Origin of the sequence: uncultured Arthrobacter sp., assembly GCF_902805515.1 — a bacterium.
GTDB lineage: Bacteria > Actinomycetota > Actinomycetes > Actinomycetales > Micrococcaceae > Arthrobacter_D.
This window is the reverse complement of the sequence record NZ_CADCTE010000172.1, coordinates 1-19,698: the sequence shown is the minus strand read 5'-3', so window position 1 is coordinate 19,698 and position 19,698 is coordinate 1. Positions and strand designations below refer to the sequence as shown.

Annotated in this window: 17 protein-coding genes; 11 read left to right on the top strand and 6 right to left on the bottom strand. The window is 67.3% G+C overall.

Features of this window, described 5'->3' with window-relative positions; all coding sequences use genetic code 11:
- Nucleotides 1-16: 16 nt before the first annotated feature.
- Both QZX79_RS15715 and QZX79_RS15710 read right to left on the bottom strand, forming a co-directional pair.
- Entirely contained in the window at nt 17-571 is a 555-nt protein-coding gene (locus tag QZX79_RS15715; RefSeq protein WP_366485064.1) for a DUF1697 domain-containing protein, read from the bottom strand.
- On the bottom strand, nt 568-1,290 hold the full coding sequence (locus QZX79_RS15710) for an IclR family transcriptional regulator (protein ID WP_120165289.1): 723 nt from the start codon (nt 1,288-1,290) through the stop codon (nt 568-570). The genes QZX79_RS15715 and QZX79_RS15710 overlap by 4 nt, the downstream gene beginning before the upstream one ends.
- Nucleotides 1,291-1,438: 148 nt before the next feature.
- Between QZX79_RS15710 and leuC the strand changes: the two genes are divergently transcribed.
- The 6 genes from leuC (at nt 1,439) to QZX79_RS15680 (ending at nt 8,106) form a co-directional block, all read left to right on the top strand.
- A complete protein-coding gene (leuC, locus tag QZX79_RS15705) occupies nt 1,439-2,929 on the top strand; it encodes a 3-isopropylmalate dehydratase large subunit (RefSeq protein WP_294569696.1) in 1,491 nt (496 codons plus the stop codon).
- A 10-nt stretch (nt 2,930-2,939) separates the two neighbouring features.
- Entirely contained in the window at nt 2,940-3,539 is a 600-nt protein-coding gene (gene leuD / locus QZX79_RS15700) for a 3-isopropylmalate dehydratase small subunit (protein ID WP_294569694.1), read from the top strand.
- Nucleotides 3,540-3,788: 249 nt separating this feature from the next.
- A complete protein-coding gene (murA, locus tag QZX79_RS15695) occupies nt 3,789-5,138 on the top strand; it encodes a UDP-N-acetylglucosamine 1-carboxyvinyltransferase (RefSeq protein WP_120165292.1) in 1,350 nt (449 codons plus the stop codon).
- An 18-nt stretch (nt 5,139-5,156) separates the two neighbouring features.
- The gene (locus tag QZX79_RS15690) at nt 5,157-5,915 is read left to right on the top strand and encodes a 1-acyl-sn-glycerol-3-phosphate acyltransferase (protein WP_294569692.1); all 759 of its coding nucleotides are present in this window, start codon (nt 5,157-5,159) and stop codon (nt 5,913-5,915) included.
- 17 nt (nt 5,916-5,932) lie between these two features.
- Nucleotides 5,933-6,964: an NAD(P)H-dependent glycerol-3-phosphate dehydrogenase gene (locus QZX79_RS15685; RefSeq protein WP_294569771.1), complete on the top strand. Its 1,032-nt coding sequence runs from the start codon at nt 5,933-5,935 to the stop codon at nt 6,962-6,964.
- On the top strand, nt 6,961-8,106 hold the full coding sequence (locus QZX79_RS15680; RefSeq protein ID WP_294569690.1) for a D-alanine--D-alanine ligase family protein: 1,146 nt from the start codon (nt 6,961-6,963) through the stop codon (nt 8,104-8,106). Before QZX79_RS15685 ends, QZX79_RS15680 begins: the two co-directional genes overlap by 4 nt.
- 124 nt (nt 8,107-8,230) lie before the next feature.
- Here QZX79_RS15680 and QZX79_RS15675 read toward each other — a convergent pair whose 3' ends face one another.
- Nucleotides 8,231-11,740 carry a bifunctional proline dehydrogenase/L-glutamate gamma-semialdehyde dehydrogenase gene (locus QZX79_RS15675; RefSeq protein WP_294569688.1) on the bottom strand — a complete coding sequence of 1,170 codons (3,510 nt, stop codon included), beginning with the start codon at nt 11,738-11,740 and terminating at the stop codon, nt 8,231-8,233.
- 68 nt (nt 11,741-11,808) lie between these two features.
- On the bottom strand, nt 11,809-13,287 hold the full coding sequence (locus QZX79_RS15670; RefSeq protein WP_294569686.1) for an amino acid permease: 1,479 nt from the start codon (nt 13,285-13,287) through the stop codon (nt 11,809-11,811).
- Nucleotides 13,288-13,456: 169 nt separating this feature from the next.
- On the opposite strand from QZX79_RS15670, the gene QZX79_RS15665 reads away from it, so the two are divergent.
- Nucleotides 13,457-14,422 carry a LysR substrate-binding domain-containing protein gene (locus QZX79_RS15665; RefSeq protein ID WP_294569683.1) on the top strand — a complete coding sequence of 322 codons (966 nt, stop codon included), beginning with the start codon at nt 13,457-13,459 and terminating at the stop codon, nt 14,420-14,422.
- Nucleotides 14,423-14,516: 94 nt separating this feature from the next.
- The gene (ribA, locus tag QZX79_RS15660; RefSeq protein ID WP_294569681.1) at nt 14,517-15,938 is read left to right on the top strand and encodes a GTP cyclohydrolase II; all 1,422 of its coding nucleotides are present in this window, start codon (nt 14,517-14,519) and stop codon (nt 15,936-15,938) included.
- Nucleotides 15,939-16,013: 75 nt separating this feature from the next.
- Here ribA and QZX79_RS15655 read toward each other — a convergent pair whose 3' ends face one another.
- A complete protein-coding gene (locus QZX79_RS15655) occupies nt 16,014-16,241 on the bottom strand; it encodes a DUF3072 domain-containing protein (protein ID WP_294569679.1) in 228 nt (75 codons plus the stop codon).
- 53 nt (nt 16,242-16,294) lie between these two features.
- Nucleotides 16,295-17,284 (bottom strand): glycosyltransferase family 2 protein, encoded by a 990-nt coding sequence (locus tag QZX79_RS15650; RefSeq protein WP_294569677.1) that lies wholly within the window; start codon nt 17,282-17,284, stop codon nt 16,295-16,297.
- Between the two features lie 128 nt (nt 17,285-17,412).
- On the opposite strand from QZX79_RS15650, the gene QZX79_RS15645 reads away from it, so the two are divergent.
- The 3 genes from QZX79_RS15645 to QZX79_RS15635 form a co-directional block, all read left to right on the top strand.
- The gene (locus QZX79_RS15645) at nt 17,413-18,255 is read left to right on the top strand and encodes an SDR family oxidoreductase (RefSeq protein WP_294569675.1); all 843 of its coding nucleotides are present in this window, start codon (nt 17,413-17,415) and stop codon (nt 18,253-18,255) included.
- Nucleotides 18,256-19,104, top strand: coding sequence for a DUF6318 family protein (locus tag QZX79_RS15640; RefSeq protein WP_366485060.1), 849 nt, complete (start codon nt 18,256-18,258; stop codon nt 19,102-19,104).
- Nucleotides 19,105-19,199: 95 nt separating this feature from the next.
- The coding region (locus tag QZX79_RS15635; protein ID WP_294569671.1) for a DUF6318 family protein at nt 19,200-19,698 on the top strand (499 nt) is incomplete at its 3' end.

Below are 19,698 nucleotides of genomic sequence, written 5' to 3'. Positions count from 1 at the left end.
CGGAATGAGGATGGGGTCAGCCCGCCATCGCGGCGTGGACCTTCACCAGCGTCCTTAGGTTGCGGGTGGTCGTCGCCGCATTGAAGCGGCCCCGGGCCGTGATCTTCCCCAGCCCGGAGTCGAGCGTTCCTCCCCGCGGCGCCTGCCAGGCGACGGCGTCGGACCCAAGCACCGTGAGTGCCTCGCCGGCGGTCCGGGCCGCGGCGGCGAGTTCCTCCACCGCCGCGGGATCCGAGCTCAGGGTGACGTAGGCGTGCACCGCCGGGTCGTCGGCGGGGAAGGGGCAGGCCGCAAGAAGCTCGGCGAGCCGCGCCGCGGGCAGAACCACCACCCACGCGTCATAGCCGAAGGCCGAGCGGAGGCGCTGTTCGACTGCGTCCTTGAGTTCCTGCGCCCCAAGCACCGAAGTACAGACGAGGTTTCCGGAGGCCAGCAGGGTGCGCGGATTCGAAAGCGGAAGCCCCTCGAGCGCCTTGAGCAGGTCCGCCATCCGGATGGTGGTGCCCTGGACGTTGACTCCCCGGAGGAAAACGGCCCAGGGCATGGCCGCCGCTGCGGAGCCGGCCGTCACTCGTTGGCTGCTTTGCTGACGGCGAGAGTGAGTTGCTGGGCCGCTTCGGTGACCACCTCGGCGTGGATCCGCCCGGGCTGGCGGGTCAGCCTTTCCATCGGCCCCGAGATCGAGACAGCCGCCACCACGCGTCCCGACGGACCCCGCACGGGAGCGGACACCGAGGCGACGCCCGGCTCGCGTTCGCCAAGGCTCTGCGCCCAGCCTCGGCGGCGGACGCCGGCGAGGACCGTCGGGGTGAAGCGCGCATTCTGGAGCCCTTTGAGGAGCCGGTCGTGGTCCTCCCAGGCGAGCAGGCACTGGGCCGCCGAGCCGGCCCTCATTGAAAGCTGGGTTCCGACCGGGATGGTGTCGCGGAGTCCGGCCGGACGCTCGGCGGAGGCGACGCAGACGCGCCATTCGCCCTGCCGCCGGAACAACTGGGCACTCTCGCCGGTGGCATCGCGCAACTGCTGCAGGACCGGGCCCGCCGCGGCTATGAGGCGGTCCTCGCCGGCGGCGCTGGCCAGCTCCACCAGGCGGCTGCCGAGGACGAACCGCCCCTGGATGTCGCGGCTGACCAGCCGGTGGTGCACGAGGGCAAGGGCAAGGCGGTGCACGGTGGGCCGGGCGAGACCGGTTGAGGCCACAAGCTGTGCGAGCGTCGTCGGCCCCGCCTCGAGGGCATCCAGCACGGTTGCCGCTTTATCAATGACTCCCACACCACTAGAATTGTCCATAGACTGATATTGCCGTCTCAATATCTGAGACGCAAGTCGATCTGCTGGCGTGTTGGGTGGCGTCACTGGAACAGTTGGGATCGAAGGTTCCGCAGGGCAGGCGAACAGCAGGTTTGCGCCACAGCGGACGAGCGGTGGAGGGAACACCATGGGCAAGACACTGGCAGAGAAGGTCTGGGACTCGCACGTCGTCCGCAAGGGCGAGGTCGTCGGCGCCGAGGCGCAGCCCGACATGCTCTACATCGACCTCCACCTCATCCACGAGGTGACCTCGCCGCAGGCCTTCGAGGGCCTGCGGCTGGCCGGACGGCGGCTCCGCCGGCCCGACCTCACCATCGCCACCGAGGACCACAACACGCCGACCCTCGATATCGACAAGCCGATCGCCGACCCCACCAGCCGGACGCAGATCGAAACCCTGAGGGCGAACTGCCGCGAATTCGGCGTCCGCCTGCACTCCCTGGGAGATGCCGAGCAGGGCATCGTGCACGTCGTCGGCCCGCAGCTGGGCCTCACCCAGCCGGGCCTGACGGTCGTCTGCGGAGACTCCCACACCTCCACCCACGGCGCGTTCGGGGCGCTGGCCATGGGCATCGGCACCTCCGAGGTGGAGCACGTCATGGCCACACAGACGCTTTCACTGCGGCCCTTCAAGACCATGGCCATCACGGTCGAGGGCACGCTCAAGCCCGGAGTCACGGCAAAGGACATTATCCTGGCCGTCATCGCGAAGATCGGCACCGGCGGGGGGCAGGGCTACGTCCTCGAGTACCGTGGCTCGGCGATCCGTGCGCTGTCGATGGAAGCACGCATGACCATCTGCAACATGTCAATCGAGGCCGGGGCCCGTGCCGGCATGGTCGCCCCCGACGAGACGACGTTCGCCTATCTCAAGGGCCGTCCGCACGCTCCCGAGGGTGCCGACTGGGACGCCGCCGTCGAGAACTGGCGGGGACTGGTCACCGACGACGACGCGGTGTTCGACGCCGAGGTGTACCTCGACGCCGACGATCTCGAACCGTTCGTCACCTGGGGCACGAATCCCGGGCAGGGCGTCTCACTGTCCCAGGCCGTGCCCTCGCCCGCAGATTTCGCCGACGAGAACGACCGCGCCGCCTGCGAACGCGCCCTTGAGTACATGGCGCTCGAGGCCGGCACGCCCATGAAGGAGATCCGGGTCGATACGGTGTTCCTCGGCTCGTGTACCAACAGCCGGATCGAGGACCTCCGCATCGCCGCCGACATCATCCGCGGGCGGGCCAAGGACCCGGCCATCCGCATGATGGTCGTTCCCGGTTCCGCCCGGGTGCGCCTCGAGGCCGAGGCGGAGGGCCTCGATCAGGTCTTCAAGGACTTCGGCGCCGAATGGCGCTTCGCGGGCTGCTCAATGTGCCTGGGCATGAACCCGGACCAGCTGGCGCCGGGGGAGCGGTGTGCCTCCACCTCGAACCGGAACTTCGAGGGGCGGCAGGGCAAGGGCGGACGCACGCACCTCGTCTCGCCCGTCGTCGCCGCCGCCACCGCGGTGCGCGGCACCCTCAGTTCGCCGTCGGACCTCGACCCGGTTCCGCCGTCGGGCAGTGGAACGGGCGCCCCGGGCGCCTTCGCGACCACCCCGTCCGCCACCCCAGCCGCCTAGGAGCCCCGCCATGGAAAAGATCACCACGCACACCGGCATCGGTGTTCCGCTGCGTCAGAGCAATGTCGACACCGACCAGATCATCCCCGCCGTCTACCTCAAGCGGATCACCCGGACCGGCTTCGAGGATGCGCTGTTCGCCGCCTGGCGCAAGGATGAGAACTTCATTCTCAACCGGGAGCCCTACACGCGCGGCTCGGTGCTCGTCGCGGGCCCCGACTTCGGCACCGGATCATCCCGGGAACATGCCGTGTGGGCGCTCAAGGACTTCGGCTTCCGGGCCGTGCTCTCCTCACGCTTCGCCGATATCTTCCGGGGCAACTCGGGCAAGCAGGGACTCGTGGCGGCCCAGGTCGCCCAGGACGAAATCGAACTGATCTGGAAGGTGCTCGAGAACGAGCCCGGTGCCACGGTTACCGTTGACCTCCAGGCCCGCACGGCCGTCTGCGGTCCGGTGAGCGCGCTGTTCCAGATCGACGACTACACGCGCTGGCGGCTGCTCGAAGGGCTCGACGACATCGGGCTGACCCTTCGCCATGAGCCCGACATCACCGAGTTCGAGGCCACCCGGCCGAGCTTCCGGCCTACCACCCTGCCGGTGCGCACCTAGCCCCGGCCCGGCGCACCGACTCCCCGTCGGGGAGTGAAAACCCCTTCGGAGACCCGTTCCGAGCCGCCGGTCAAACCGGTGTGATCCTGATTGCGTTAAGGAATCTTGCCCGCCGATCCGCGGTTCTAACCATTAGGCAAGGCAGGAATGAACTAGCCTTGCATTTCAGTTCGGTTCGACAAGCTCCTATGCTGTACTCGGGCAATCACGTTCTGCGGGGGCATATTTGTATGAGGAAATTAGGTATTCATGGGTAACGTTCTGACCATCCGCGGTGGGGTTCCACTTAATGGGAAAGTCTCCGTCCGCGGAGCGAAGAACCTCGTGCCGAAGGCCATGGTGGCGTCCCTGCTGGGAAACACCCCGTCTGTCCTGCGCAACGTTCCCGAGATCAAGGACGTTGAGGTTGTCACCAGCCTGCTGCGCCTACACGGCGTGGAGGTCACCAAGGACCCGGTGACCGGCGATCTCACCATGGATCCCAGCGCCGCCAAGATGGCGCAGTCCAAGGACATCGATGCGCACGCCGGCGACTCGCGCATCCCCATCCTCTTCTGCGGGCCCCTGATGCACAGCATCGGTGAGGCGTTCATCCCCGATCTCGGTGGCTGCAAGATCGGCGACCGTCCCATCGACTACCACCTCCAGGTTCTTCGCAACTTTGGCGCAGTCGTCGACAAGCGCCCGGGCGGCATCTCCATCTCCGCCCCGAAGGGCCTCCACGGCGCCAAGCTGTCGCTGCCGTACCCCAGCGTCGGAGCCACCGAGCAGGTGCTGCTGACCGCGATCCGCGCCGAAGGCATCACCGAGCTGTCCGGTGCCGCAGTTGAGCCCGAGATCATGGACCTCATCGCGGTGCTGCAGAAGATGGGCGCCATCATCACGGTCCAGACCGACCGCGTCATCCGCATCGAGGGCGTCCGGGAACTGACCGGCTACAACCACAAGGCCATCTCCGACCGCAACGAGACCGCCTCCTGGGCGTCGGCGGCCCTGGTCACCAAGGGCGACATCTACGTCGAGGGCGCACGCCAGCTCGATCTGACCGCCTTCCTCAACACCTACCGGAAGGTCGGCGGCGCCTTCGACGTCGACGACGACGGGATCCGCTTCTACCACCCCGGCGGCCCGCTCAAGCCGCTGGTCCTCGAGACGGACGTGCACCCCGGGTTCATGACGGACTGGCAGCAGCCCCTCGTCGTTGCGCTCACCCAGGCCTCGGGCGTCTCAATCGTCCACGAGACCGTCTATGAAAACCGGTTTGGCTTCACCGAGGCACTGATCCGCATGGGCGCGAACATCCAGGTCCACCGCGAGTGCCTCGGCAGCGTGCCGTGCCGCTTCGGCCAGCGGAACTTCCTCCACTCCGCCGTCATCTCGGGCCCGACGCAGCTGCGCGGGGCCGACATCGACATCCCCGACCTGCGGGGCGGCTTCAGCCACCTCATCGCAGCCCTTGCGGCCGAAGGAACCTCACGGGTGACGGGCATCGAGCTCATCAACCGCGGGTACGAGCGCTTCCAGGACAAGCTCGAGGGCCTTGGCGCCGATTTCGACATCACGGAGGAAGCCCCGGTCTTCGCCGCGGGACTCCTCTAGGTCCGGGGCGCACCAGGCATGGGTGAGACAGGCACGTCACGGGCCGCCTTTGCGGTGCTCGCCGGGATCCTGCGTCCGGTCATGAATCTGCTGATGAACAAGCAGTGGATTCACACGGAAAAACTGCCGCGGGATTCCGGCTTCATCCTGTGCCCGAACCACGTCACCGAGATCGACCCGGTGGTCGTGGGGCATTTCCTCTACAACAACAAGGTGATGCCCCACTTCCTGGCCAAGGCGTCCCTGTTTTCGGTGCCCGTGCTGGGAGGTGCGCTGCGCGCCACCGGGCAGATCCCGGTCGAGCGCACCACCGCCGGAGCGAACCGGTCCCTCGAGGCGGCCCAGCAGGCCATCGCCGACGGCGGCGGAGTCATCGTCTACCCCGAAGGCACCCTCACCCGCGATCCGGGGATGTGGCCGATGAAGGGCCGGACCGGCGCCGCCCGCCTGGCCCTGCAGACCGGCGCGCCCGTGGTGCCCATGGCGCACTGGGGAGCGCATGAGGTGTTTCCCCGGTACGCCCGGCGTCTTTACCTCTTCCCGCGGAAGACCTCACGGGTCATCGTCGGGGATCCCGTGGACCTCAGCGACTTCCGGGACCGCCCGATCACCCGGGACACCCTGAACGAGGCAACCGACCGCATCCTTGACGCCGTCACCGCCCTGCTCGCCGAGCTGCGCGGCGAGCAGCCGCCGGCGGAGCGTTGGGACCCGGCCGCGAAACGACAGAAACGGACAGGCCGCGACTTCGACGCGGCGGAGGAGGACAACGCGTGAGTGCTGGAACGTCCCGGATGGGACGCCCGGTGCCCACCCGTGTCGCCGTCCTCGGAGCGGGAAGCTGGGGGACCACCTTCGCGAAGGTCCTCGCCGACTCCTCCAAGGATGCGGTGGTCCGGCTCTGGGCCCGCCGTGAAGAGGTCACCCTCGAGATCAACGGCTCCCACCGCAACAGCAGGTACCTCGGTGACGTCGTCCTGCCCGGCAACATCACCGCTTCGAGCGATGTCGGCGCCGTCCTCGCGGACGCCCAGCTCGTCGTCCTGGCCGTCCCGGCGCAGACCCTGCGCCCCCAGCTGGCCGGCTGGAAGGCCCTGATCCCCGACGGTGCCGTCGTCGTCTCGCTCATGAAGGGACTCGAAGTCGGCACCGACGCGCGCATGAGCGAAGTCATCGCCGCCGAGCTCAGCCTCCCCGCCGACCGCGTCGCCGTGGTGTCGGGGCCGAACCTCGCAATGGAAATCGCCCGCCAGGAGCCCACCGCCTCGGTCGTCGCCTGCTCGAACCACGACGTCGCCGCCTGGATCGCCGCCGCCTGCACCGCCTCCTACTTCCGGCCCTACACCACGACGGACGTCGTCGGAGTGGAGATCGGTGGCATCGTCAAGAACGTCATCGCCCTGGCCGTCGGCATCTGCGAGGGGCGGAGGATGGGGGACAACACCAAGGCCTCGGTCATCACCCGCGGCCTTGCCGAAACGACCCGACTGGCGGTGGCGCTCGGCGCGCGGGCGGAGACCCTCGCCGGGCTCGCCGGAATGGGCGACCTCATCGCCACCTGCTCCTCCGCGCTGTCCCGCAACCACACCGCCGGGCACCTGCTTGGCCAGGGCCTCACCCTTGAGCAGGTCACGGTGCGCATGAACCAGACCGCCGAGGGCATCAAGTCGGCCCAGGCCGTGCTCGACCTCGCCACCCAGCTCGGCGTCGACATGCCGATCACCGATAATGTTGTGGCAGTGCTCCAGGGGAGTATTTCAGTTAACGATCTGGGACCGCGCCTTCTGGCCCGCGACCTCAAACCGGAAGGCGAACATACTCCGTGACAAGTGAATCCACTCCGGGGCGCAGGCCCCGCGTCCTTGTCCTGTTCGGGGGGCGCTCCAGCGAGCACTCGGTCAGCTGCGTCACCGCCGCCGGCGTCCTCAATGCGATCGACCGGTCGAAGTACGACGTCGTTCCCGTGGGCATTGCCAAGAACGGGCAGTGGGCGCTGGTGTCCGAGGATCCCTCCCAGTGGTCGCTGAGCTCCGGCACCCTCCCCGAGGTGACGGCCTCCTCCGAGTCCGTTGTCATCTCCTCGGCGGCCTTCCCCGACGCTGCCCGGGGACAGGAACTGATGGTGACGGCACCTGACTCGATGCCACGCAGCCTCGGCGGCGTCGACGTCGTTATGCCTCTGCTGCACGGGCCGTTCGGTGAAGACGGAACGCTGCAGGGCATGCTTGAGATGGCGGACATCCGCTACGTCGGCGCCGGCGTCCTGGCCTCCGCCGTCGGCATGGACAAGCACTACATGAAGGTCGTGTTCGCGTCGGCCGGGCTGAAGGTGGGCCCCTACGCGGTGGTTACCAACCGGCAGTGGGAAAAGGACAGCGAGGAGTGCCTGCGGCGCGCCGCGGACCTCGACTTCCCGGTGTTCGTGAAGCCTGCGCGCGCGGGATCGTCGATGGGGATCAGCCGGGTCGAGTCCCCGGCGGGCCTGCGGCAGGCCATCGAGGCCGCGCGGGTCTTCGATCCCAAGGTCATCGTCGAGGCAGGCATCGACGGACGCGAGATTGAGGTTGCCGTCCTGCAGGGCCGGGGCACGCAGGACCCGCGGACCTCGCTGCCCGGAGAGATTGCGGTGCAGCCGGGTGGCCACGACTGGTATGACTTCGAAGCCAAGTATGTCGACGGGAACGCCGCGCAGCTGAGCTGCCCGGCCGACCTTCCGCCGCACGTCACCGACTCGGTCCGCGACCTGGCCGCGCAGGCCTTCGACGCCGTGGGCGCCGAAGGGCTGTCCCGGGTCGACTTCTTCTACACCCCGGCGGGCGAGCTGATCATCAATGAGATCAACACCATGCCCGGATTCACCCCGATCAGCATGTACCCGCAGATGTGGGCCAAGTCGGGTCTCACCTACACCGACCTCATCGACGAGCTGATCGAACTGGCACTCGAGCGCAGGACCGGCCTGCGCTGACCGGCCCCTCGGCGGTCACCTTCGGCCTGCTGCGGCCGCCCGCGGCGTGTCCATAGTTGGCCCTGAACACCGAAGCGCCCCTCCCCGAATCGGGGAGGGGCGCTTCTGGTTGTGCGTGGGTCGGCTAGATCAGGCCCACCGAGAGCTCGTTCTTGGTGCCGAACCGGTGGGCGGTGATGCTCACTGCCTGCTCGTGCAGGAAGGGCAGCATTTCGACCCGGCCGGCCTCGGTGACGGGCTGGTGGTACACGGCCAGGTCGGGGCGCCCGCCGGTTGCCTTGGCCAGGGCAGCAGGGTCACCGCCGATGAGGCGGAGGCGCCCGGCTTCGTGGCGGGCAACGGACACCAGCCACTCCTCGTCGGTTTCGATGGTGACCGATGCCGCGAAGGTGCGGACCGCGGTCGAGAGCGCGCTGGTCAGTTCCACGGCCGAGGACACGCGCACGGTTGAACCGGCAGCGGCTGCGGCGGCGAGGACGCGGATCAGCTTGACGACCGGCTCACCTTCGGCGAGGCGGACGGTCACGGGGACCGGGAGGTAACGGAACACGTTCCGCTCCGCCGTGAGCGCCGACACGTCCTTGGCCGCGCCGAACTCGTCCGCCCAGGCCGCCGCGTCGGAGGCCGCCGCGCGCTGGAGCATCGCTAAGTCGCCCTCGCGCAGCTCGGAGCCGGCCTCGGGTGCCACGGCGGCCAGCAGAGGCTGCGCAGCCGGAACCGGCTCGGCGGACGCCGTTGACTTCCGCGTGCTCCAGTTGCCCAGTCCGACGAGGTAGTTCGGTCCGCCGGCCTTGGTGCCCGCACCGACGGCTGACTTCTTCCACCCGCCAAACGGCTGACGCTGGACGATCGCTCCCGTGGTGCTGCGGTTCACGTACAGGTTGCCGGCCTGGATCGAGTCGACCCAGGTGCCGATCTCTCCCGGGTTGAGGGAGTGCAGCCCGGCGGTCAGGCCGTAGTCGACCTGGTTGGCGATCTCGATTGCCTCTTCGATCGTCTCTGCGGTCATGACGCCCAGGATCGGACCGAAGTACTCGGTGAGGTGGTACTCGGAACCGCGCTTGACGCCGGCGCGGACGCCGGGGCTCCACAGCCGGCCCGTGTCGTCGAGCCTGCGGGGCTGGATCAGCCAGTTCTCGTCCTCGCCGAGCTTGGTCAGTCCGTCGAGCAGCTTGCCGGAGGCGGGCTCGATGACCGGGCCCATCTGCGTGGCCGGATCCGAGGGATAGCCGACCTTCAGGGAGGTGACCGCATCGACGAGCTGATTGCGGAAACGCTGGGAGTGCCGCACGCTGCCCACAAGGATCACCAGGGACGCCGCCGAGCACTTCTGGCCCGCATGGCCGAAGGCCGAGTACGCCACGTCCTTGGCCGCGAGGTCGAAGTCCGCGCTCGGAGTGACGATGATCGAGTTCTTGCCGGAGGTCTCCGCCAGCAGGGGCAGGTCCTGGCGGAAGGAACGGAACAGCTGCGCCGTCTCGTACCCGCCGGTCAGGATGACCCGGTCGACGCGCGCGTCGGAGATCAGCTTGGTGCCCAGGGACCGCTCATCGAGGTGGACGAGCTGCAGGACGCCGCGCGGAACGCCGGCCTCCCACAGTGCCTCCACCATCACCGAACCGCTGCGCGGCGCCTGCCCTGCGGGCTTGATGATCACCGAGGAACCGGCCGCGAGGGCCGCCAGGGTCGAGCCGGCCGGAATGGCCACCGGGAAGTTCCACGGGGGAGTGACGACTGTGAGCTTCGCCGGAGTGTAGACGGCACCGTCAACGTCGTCGAGCCCGCGGGCGAGCTCGGCGTAGTAATGCGCGAAGTCGATCGCCTCGGAGATTTCCGGGTCGGACTGGTCGAGGGTCTTGCCGGTCTCGGCCGCCATGACCTCCATCAGGTCGGCCCGGCGGGCCGCCAGTGCGTCGCCGGCGCGGTGCAGGATCTCCGCACGCTCGGCACCGCTCAGGGCACCCCAGGCGTCGGCCTCGGCCAGAGCCTCGGAGATGACGCGCTCGAGGGCCTCGGGGTCCCGCAGTGTGGTCGCCGCGACCGTCGCTTCGCCCAGGCCGGAACCCTCGACCCGCTTGAGCACCGCACGGCCCCAGCGGCGGTTGGCCGGCAGGGACGGATCCGTGTCAGGGGTGTTGGTGAAGCCGGTCGTGGGCGCGGGAGGCTCGGACTGGTTGCGGTCCTGCGTGCGGTTCGGGCCGGGCACCGTGTCATCCAGGGCCTCGAGCGAGCGGAGGAACCGGTCCTCCTCCCGGGCGAACAGCGCCTCGTTGGAGGAGAGTTCGAACACCGCCGACATGAAGTTTTCCTGGCTGGCCCCCTCTTCGAGGCGGCGGATCAGGTAGGCGATGGCGACGTCGAACTCCCGGGGATGCACCACCGGGGTGTAGAGCAGCAGGGAGCCGACGTCCTTCTTGACCGCCTCCGCCTGGCCCTGGGCCATGCCGAGGAGCATCTCGAACTCGATGCCGTCGCGGACGCCGCGCTCACCGGCGAGGAGCCAGGCGAAGGCGAGGTCGAACAGGTTGTGGCCGGCGACGCCGATGCGCACGTTGCCGATGCGGTCGGGATGAAGGGCGTAGTTGAGCACCCGCTTGTAGTGGGTGTCGGATTCCTGCTTGGAGCCCCAGGTGGCCAGCGGCCAGTCGTGAAGGGATGCCTCGACCTGTTCCATGGGCAGGTTGGCGCCCTTGACGACGCGGACCTTGATCGCGGCACCGCCTTCGGCGCGGCGCTTCGCTGCCCATTCCTGCAGGCGGATCATCGCTGCGAGGGAGTCCGGCAGGTAGGCCTGGAGCACGATGCCGGCCTCGAGGTTCTTGAACTCGGGGCGGTCGAGGATCGCGGTGAACACCGCGATCGTCAGGTCCAGGTCCTTGTACTCCTCCATGTCCAGGTTGATGAACTTGGCGGGGGTGGTGGACGCGGCCAGCGTGTACAGCGGCGTCAGCTTCTCGGTGACGTGCTGGACGGCTTCCTCGAACGCCCAGGGGGAGTGGGGGGAGACGGTCGAGGAGACCTTGATGGACACGTAGTCGACATCCGGGCGGGCGAGGAGCTTCATGGTCCCCTCGAGGCGGCGCTCGGCTTCGTGCTCGCCGAGAACGGCCTCACCCAGGAGGTTGACGTTCAGCCGGGTGTCGTCCTTGCGGATCTTGCTGATCGACTTGCCCAGCTTCTGGTCCGAGGCGTCGATGATCAGGTGGCCGACCATCTCTCGCAGCACCCGCCGCGCCACCGGAATGACGACCTGCGGCAGGACCGGGGCCACGGTGGCGCCCAGGCGCACGGCGGAGCGCATGTACCACGGGAGGAAGGCGGGCACCTTGGGGGCGATAGCCGCGAGGTTGCGCGCGGCGACCGACAGATCCTCGGGGCGGATCACGCCGTCCACGAATCCCACGGTGAACTCAAGGCCGTGCGGGTCCTTGAGGACGCCGGCCAACTGCTCGGCGGAGGCGTCGACCGGTACCTTGGCCGCTTCGGTGAGCCAGCGGCGCACCAGCGCCGTGGCCTCGGCCGCGAGGTGCTCAGGAATTGGACCGGAGCCTGCGGCGTCCGGACCGGTGGCGCCGGCGGCGCCCGTTCCGCCGTCGGAGATGATGTCTCCGCGGTCGGACAGTGAGCTAGTCATGATTTCTGTATCCATTCAACTGTTACTGGCGCCGCCCTGCTGGGCGGAGCGGGAGCCGGTGGCGCCGGTCAGGCGTTCCGGACATCTTGGGTGTGACGCGGGCTGTTCGGGTTCATCAGGGAGTGCTTGCGGCCGTAGAACCAGTAGATGACCAGGCCGATGATCAGCCAGACACCGAACCGCATCCAGGTTTCGAATTCGAGCTGGAGCATCAGGAAACCGGAGGCCAGCACGCCGAAGGCCGGAACAACCGGCATCCAGGGGAGGCGGAAGGTGCGCGGAGCGTCCGGTGCCTTGCGGCGCAGGACGATGACGGCGACGCAGACGACGACGAATGCCGCGAGGATGCCGATGTTGGTGAGGTCGGCGACGGCGCGGATCGGGAATACCCCGGCCAGCAGGGCAGCGGCGATGCCGGCGATCCAGGTCACGCGCTGCGGGGTGCCGTGGCGGTCGGTGCCGGAGAACCAGGCGGGGAGCAGTCCGTCGCGGCTCATGGAGAACCAGACCCGGGTGACGCCGAGGAGGAAGGTCAGCATGACCGTGAGGATCGAGATTACGGCGAACGCCGAGATGATCGTGGCGATCACGGGCAGGCCGACGGACTGGAAGGCGGAGGCGAAGCCGGCGGTGGGGCTGATCTCGGTGTAGTTCTGCATCCCGGTGAGCACGAGGGTGGCCAGGACGTAGAGGAACATCGCGATGGCCAGGGAGAGCAGGATCGCCTTGGGCATGTGCTTCTTGCCGTCGGTCGCCTCTTCGGCGGCGGTACTCATGGCGTCATAGCCGAACACCGCAAAGAACACTGTTGCCGCACCGGCGAAAATGGCGCCGAAGCCGGAGGGCAGGAACGGCGTGTAGTTGTCGACGTTGACGTAGAAGAACCCGAGACCGACGATGCCGATGATCAGCAGGATCTTCAGCCCGACGGCGATCAGTTCGAAGCGGCCGAAGGTCTTGGTGCCACGGCTGAGGATGAAGGTGATGAGCAGGCACACGACGATGGCGGGCACGTTGATGAGCCCGCCCTCTATGGTGTCCGGTGTTCCCTGCATCCAGACCGGAACCTGGATGCCGATGCCGGACATGAATTCGGTGAAGTACCCGGAGATGCCGATGGCGACGACGGCCACGATGGCGATGTATTCGAGGAGCAGGTCCCAGCCGATGAACCAGCCGATGATCTCGCCCAGGGCGACATAGCCGTAGGTGTAGGCGGATCCGGCACGGGGAATCATCCCGGCGAACTCCGCGTAGGAGAGTGCGGCCGCCGCGCTGGCCAGGCCTGCGACGAGGAAGGAGATCAGGACAGCGGGCCCCACGGGCTGGCCGTCCTCACCGCCGTTCGCCACGAGACCGGCCAGGGTGAAGATGCCCACGCCGATGATTCCGCCGACGCCGATGGCCGTCAGCTGCCACAGTCCCAGGCTCTTGAAGAGCTTGGTTCCGCCCTTCTCATCCTCGACGTCGTCGATCGGCTTCCGCCGAAGGATCGAGGTTGAAGAGCCGCCCGTTGGAGGCAGGCTTCGATCCGATGCGTTCGTCATAACGGTCCATCCGGAAGAGAGGGGAGGGTCGGCCACGCTGGTGTCGCACGATAAACACAGTGGTGTCCGCCACTTTGGGAACTGATCCATTATGGTGCCGATTTTCATTTAGCAAAAGCTAGGTTTTGCGAATGATATTGTTCAGATTCCCTAAAGTATTGGTGGCACGATGCTCGACGTTCGACGGCTGCGCCTGCTCCGAGAGTTGAAGATCCGCGGGACCCTGAGCGAGGTGGCCTCGGCTCTCCGCTACAGTCCGTCCTCCGTGTCCCAGCAGTTGGCCCTCCTTGAGAAGGAGGTCGGAGTTGAACTGCTCCGGAAATCCGGGCGCGGCGTGACGCTGACACCCCAGGCGGAGGTCCTCGTGGCGCACACGGCCGAACTGCTCGAGATCCTCGAGCGAGCCGAGGCCGACCTCGCGGCATCGCTCACCACGGTCACCGGCACGGTGCGCGTGGCCGTGTTCCAATCCGCCGCGCTGGCGCTGATGCCCGATGCGCTGACCATTATGACGAAGGAGTATCCGGAGGTCCGGATCGAGATGGTGCAGCGCGAACCGGAGACGGCGCTCTACGAAACCTTCGCCCGTGACTTCGATCTGGTGATTGCCGAGCAGTACCCGGGCCACGCCGCGCCACGCCATCCGGAACTCGACCAGGTCGCCCTCACGACGGACGCCATCCGGCTCGCAGTGCCGCCCGATCCGCTCAACCACCTGGGGATCAGCACCGTGGCCGAGGCCGCCGATGCGGCCTGGGTAATGGAGCCCCGGGGTGCGGCTTCCCGCCATTGGGCCGAGCAGGCGTGCCGCCGCGCGGGTTTCGAGCCCGACGTCCGGTATGAGACGGCGGACCTGCAGGCGCAGATCCGCCTCATCGAGTCCGGCAACGCGGTGGCGCTGATGCCGGACCTCGTCTGGACCGGGAGGCAGACCACGGTGAAGCTCTATGACCTTCCCGACAATCCGCGGAGGTCGGTCTTCACCTCGGCACGTCGGGCCAGCACCAACCGTCCGGCGCTGCTGGCCTGCAGGGAGGTCCTGGCGCGTTCGGCCGCAATGGTTGCAGCCGGGGCCGAGCACCGCGCCAGGCCGGGAACGGGCACAGCAGCGGGCGATCCTGGCGGCAGGCAATAAAGCGCACCCTGTGGACGTTCTTCCTACGAGGAGCTAGCGGAATATCCCGTCGGCCCCGTTTAGTGCGACCCCTGCCCCCGACTAAGGTTGATTCATGGCTTTTTCGTTCGATCCGCTTCTGATTCCCTCAACGGTTGAGCGGGTCACCGAGACGGTGCTACCCACACGGCACGGTCTCTTTCGTATGGTCGGATACCGAGACGCCGAAAACACCGAGCACGTCGCGCTGGTGCGGGGGATCGACGATGTGACGACGGCGACCGGGGAGTCGTTGCCTGCCGGTGCAGCGCCCCTGGTCCGGGTCCACTCCGAATGCCTGACCGGGGACGCGTTCGGTTCCTTCCGCTGCGACTGCGGTGAGCAGCTTGATGCGGCACTCGCTGCCATCAGCGACGAAGGCAGGGGAGTGGTCGTCTACGTCCGCGGCCATGAAGGCCGGGGGATCGGGCTGCTCGCGAAGCTCAAGGCTTACGCCCTCCAGGACCAGGGCGTCGACACCGTTGACGCCAATACTTCGCTCGGCCTCCCGGTCGACTCGCGCAGCTACCACCAGGCGGCCGAAATTCTCCAGGACCTCGGCGTGGACCGGATCCGGTTGCTCTCCGGGAACCCCGCGAAGCAGGAGGCGCTGGAGGACCTTGGAATCTCTGTCGCCGAGCGCCTGAACCTCGCGGTGGCCGACCGTGCCGAGAACGCGGCGTATCTCGCCACGAAACGCTTGCGGATGCGCCACGATCCCGCTCCGGCCAGCGACACGTGGGGCGAACTCACTGCCGGCAGGGTGCCGGCTGCCCCGCTCGCCGGTGAGCCCGAGGACCTGGTCCACCGCTACGGGTACCTCGCGGCAGCTGAGGGGCCGGTCGTCCTCGCCCAGCTCAGGCAGAGCCTCGACGGCTTCATTGCCTCGCGCAGCGGTGACGGCACTGTCGCCGATGCCCGCGAGGACCGCACCCACCTGCACCGTCTCCGGGCCCTGGTCGACGCCGTCGTCATCGGTGCCGGCGCCGTGGCCGCCGATGACTCGCAACTGACCGTAAGGGACATTCCGGGAACAAACCCGACCCGGGTGGTGCTCGACCCCACGGCGCGTGTCGGGACCGGATCCCGAATCCTGACCGACGGCGCCGCTCCCACCCTGTGGCTCGTTGGAACCGATGCCCAGGTGCCGGACGAAGTGGCCGCCCATGTCCGGATCCTTCGGCTGCAGCCCAGGCAGTTTGAGCCGGTTGAACTCCTGAAGCTGCTGCGCGGACAGGGGCTGGACAGGGTGCTCGTCGAAGGCGGAGGCCGTACCGTGTCCGCCTTCCTTGCGGCGGGCACGTTGGACCGCCTCTACCTGACGACGGCGCCCCTGCTTGTCGGTGACGGCGTGCCCGGTGTGCGGTTCGAGGGGTCGGATGCGCTCGCCGAGGCACGCACCGCACCGGTGCGGAGGTTCGTCTTCGGCCAGGACATCTGCACGGAGTTCAACTTCGCCGCAGCGCGGGAACAGGCCGGGGCTGCGGTCCGCTCGTAGGCGAATCCATGGCGCTGCCGGCTACGCTGCCGGCTGCCCGGCTTTCTGTGAGCCGGAAAGCTGTGAGCCCGTGAGCTATGAGTCGGAGAGGCGCTTGCTCTTCTGCTGCAGGCGGTCGATATGCTCGGACGCCTCCGCCTTGGTGATGTCGGCCGGAATCTCCTCGCCGGCCTCCCGGGCGAGGGTATCGAGGTAGCTTCGCTGCGCATCGGTCATCGGTTCGTCGCCGGTGACCCAGTCGGAGGGGTCGCGCTCGAAATCGCCCGCCGGCTCAGGGGTGGAGCTTCCCAAGGTGTCTGCCATGTCAGTTCCTTTCGTGGTGGTCCCGCGTCGTGGCTTCTCGGTTGGTACTCAGTCTACTGAGCTTCTGCTCCTTGTCGCGGTCGGGTGTGTGCTTGTGCATGACGGCGGCCCAGCCACGCCTGAGAGTGTGCGGCGAGCTTCATGCGTCCGCCGGCGTAGGGCACGCCGCCCCTCAGTCTGCTCAGGACGGCCAGCCAGATGCAGATTCCCCGCTCGAGCGCCCACACCGGCGCCCAGAAGGCGGAGGTCGGGGGAAAGATCGACCGTCCGCCCTGCCGTCGGCGTCCCACCTCCGCCAGTGCCATCAGGGAGCCGATGCCTGCCAGAAGGCGGTGCGGGCGTTCCGCGGCGTAGGCGGCCAGCGGCACGATGAGCAGTTCGGCTGCGAGGCGGCCCGGTTGGGCGAAGCTGTCGTATGCCTGGCGGATCCGCTGGCCTAGGAAATGGCGTGCGGTTGGCGGGATCCGTACCACGAACACGTCGTCGGCCCTTGCCTCCCGGCCGCCTGCGGCGTGGACGGTGCGGATCAGCTCGAGGTTTTCGAACAGTGCTTCGCTGCTGTACCCATCGGTCGCCTCAAGGATGCTCCGGCGGACCGCAAGCGTTCCCGGGTAATCCGAGCCGAGGGCCCGGTTGATGAGGGAGCGCGCCGTATCCCAGCGGGCATGCCAGGGCAGTTCGCGGAAATAGTTTTGCGGACGGACGAGGTCGGCGTCGTCGAGCCGGTTCACCACCTCGCGAAGCTGCTCGGCACTGTAGCGGACGTCGTCGTCGGCCAGTACCAGCCGCTCATGACGGGCCGCCCTCACGCCGGTCAGCACGCCAATCACCTTGCCGTTGCCGGCACCGGAGGCATCCGGGCGGAGAACCCGGACCCGTGGCGGGAGGGCGCGTGCATGTCGCTCGAACGAGTTTTCCGGGGACCCGTCAACCACTGTGACCTCGACCCATTCCGGAAGCGTGGCCAGGTAGTCGGCCAATTCAGTGATCGGCCCCTCTCCGGTCCACTTCAGGGGAAGGATGTACTCCGCCGATGACGCCATGGGGTTCGCCGCCTCCTGTCGATTGGGTCATGTGTAAATACTAAGTGTGCTTCCCAATTTCCGGTGGTGATGCCTAGGGTTGTTCTGCGAACGATTCTAGGAACGCCACCGATCAGCGAGGAGCACCAATGAGCCAGCCAGCCCAGCAGCAGACGCCTCCCGGCACCACCGCCGCGATGGATCCGAAGCCTGATCATGGCGAGGAGAGCTACCGGGGTTCGGGCAGGCTCGAAGGGAAGGCCGCCGTCATTACCGGTGGAGACAGCGGCATTGGGAAGGCCGTCGCCATCGCTTATGCCCGCGAGGGTGCGGACGTGCTCATCAGCTACCTCGAAGAGGAGGAGGAAGACGCAAGGGACACCGCCCGCTGGGTGGAGCAGGCAGGCCGGAAAGCAGTGCTGTTCCCGGGTGACCTGGCCGACCCCGCCTACTGCAGGGCCGTCATCGAACGGGCGGTGAAGGAGTTCGGCCGGGTCGACGTCCTGGTCAACAACGCGGCTTTCCAAATGAGCCACGAGACCCTAGAGGAAATTCCGGACGAGGAGTGGGACCGGACCATCGCCATTAACCTCAGCGCCTTTTTCCACCTGACGAAGGCGGCGCTGCCTCACATGGAGCCGGGAGCATCGATCATCGGATCGAGCTCCGTGAACTCCGACAACCCTCTGCCGACCCTTGTTCCCTATTCCGTGACCAAGGCAGGGATCGCCAATATGACGGCGTCGCTGGCGCAACTGTTGGCCGAGCGTGGGATCCGGGCGAACAGCGTGGCGCCCGGTCCCATCTGGACGCCGTTGATCCCCGCCACCATGCCGGAGGAAGAGGTGGAAAGCTTCGGACAGCAGGTGCCGATGCAGCGGGCCGGGCAGCCGGTGGAGCTGGCTCCGGTCTACGTGATGCTGGCTTCCGATGAGGCGTCCTACGTCTCCGGAGCACGTGTCGCGGTAACCGGTGGTCAGCCGATCCTGTAAGTGGCTGGTGTTGGCGGAGGCGAAGCGGCGGACCGGCGGATCGGCGGTCCGCCTCCGGTGATCGGCGTATTTCCGAAACCCCTAATTGGGCTACCTAATCTTTCTGCAGACCGTTGTTCGCACTGCCTCGGTGGCGCAGCGCCCACTACTCTGAAAGTGCTTACCTGGTGCGGCCGGATCGCGGCCGCCAGAGGTACATCCGAGTCAGGGCTGGAGGTTGCGGTGCGCCCACTGCGATCAGCGCGAGGCAGGCGGATCCAGCGTGTGGGCGTCGTCGTCGTTGGCTCCTTGTTCCTGGCAGGCTGTCAGGGCACGGAGGCAGGCAATTCGCCTCCTGCCAGTGGCGGTGCGGCTGGTCCGTCGGCGTCCTCGACAGCCGGGACCGCCACATCGCCCGGTCCTGCTGCGGACCTCCAGCCACCTGAGAAGCCGCCGGGGGTCGACGCCGAGTCGCAGGAGGGGTTGGAAGCCTTCACCCGGTACTGGTTTGGACTGTTGAGCTATGGATACGAATCAAACGACTGGGCGCCCCTGCAGACGGTTACCGACAGGGGGTGCGATACCTGCACCAATGTGATCGGTGAGGTGCGAAAGCATTACGAAAGTGGTGGATGGATCACGGGTGGCAGGGTCACTGTCAATTCGATCTCCACGAAGGGTGAGCCTGGTGCTCAGGGGCCCATTTCGTCATACGTTGAACTCGAACAAACCGAACTGAAGTACCTGGATAAGTCCGGTCGGGAGGCGGCTGTTTCGGATGCGCTTCCGCCGACGCGCAGCATCATCGTTGCAGTGCACAAGAACAACCGTTGGGTGATGCTCGACTTTGGCTCTCCCAGCGCCAGTTAGTCGAACGATCTGTGGATATCGGGACCGCCCTGCCATCCACGGATTAAGCTGATCATGCGTCATCCGCCATTGCCCGCACCACCTTGGGGGCTCACATGAACCGGACTTCAACCGCCCACCGCTTCCGGTTCCGCATGTTCGTGGTGCTTATCGCCGGAACCCTGATGCTGAGTGGATGTCAGGGCGACCCAGACGAGGCGCAGACAGCTTCTCCATCCTCTTTTCCTCCAACCTCGACTGCTGTTTCGGCGCCTCCAACAGCGTCGGCTGATCCGTCAGGTGGTGCATCCACTGCCGCGCCGGAGCCCTCTCCTGCATCGTCTATTGGTCCGGCGGCCAATATTCCGGTGCCAACGAAGCCGGCACTCGCGGACGAGAACAGCAAGGAGGGACTAGAGGCCTTCACGAGGTACTGGTTCGAGTTGTTCAACTACGGATACGCCACCAACGATTGGAGGGCCTTTGACCAGGTGACTGACCCCGCCTGTGCGTCCTGTAAGAAGATAAAGTCCGTCGTTGGAGGCATCTACGAGGATGGAAGGTGGCTTCGGGGCGGTGCATTCGAGATTTTGACGTTCAGTACGACTTTCGAGC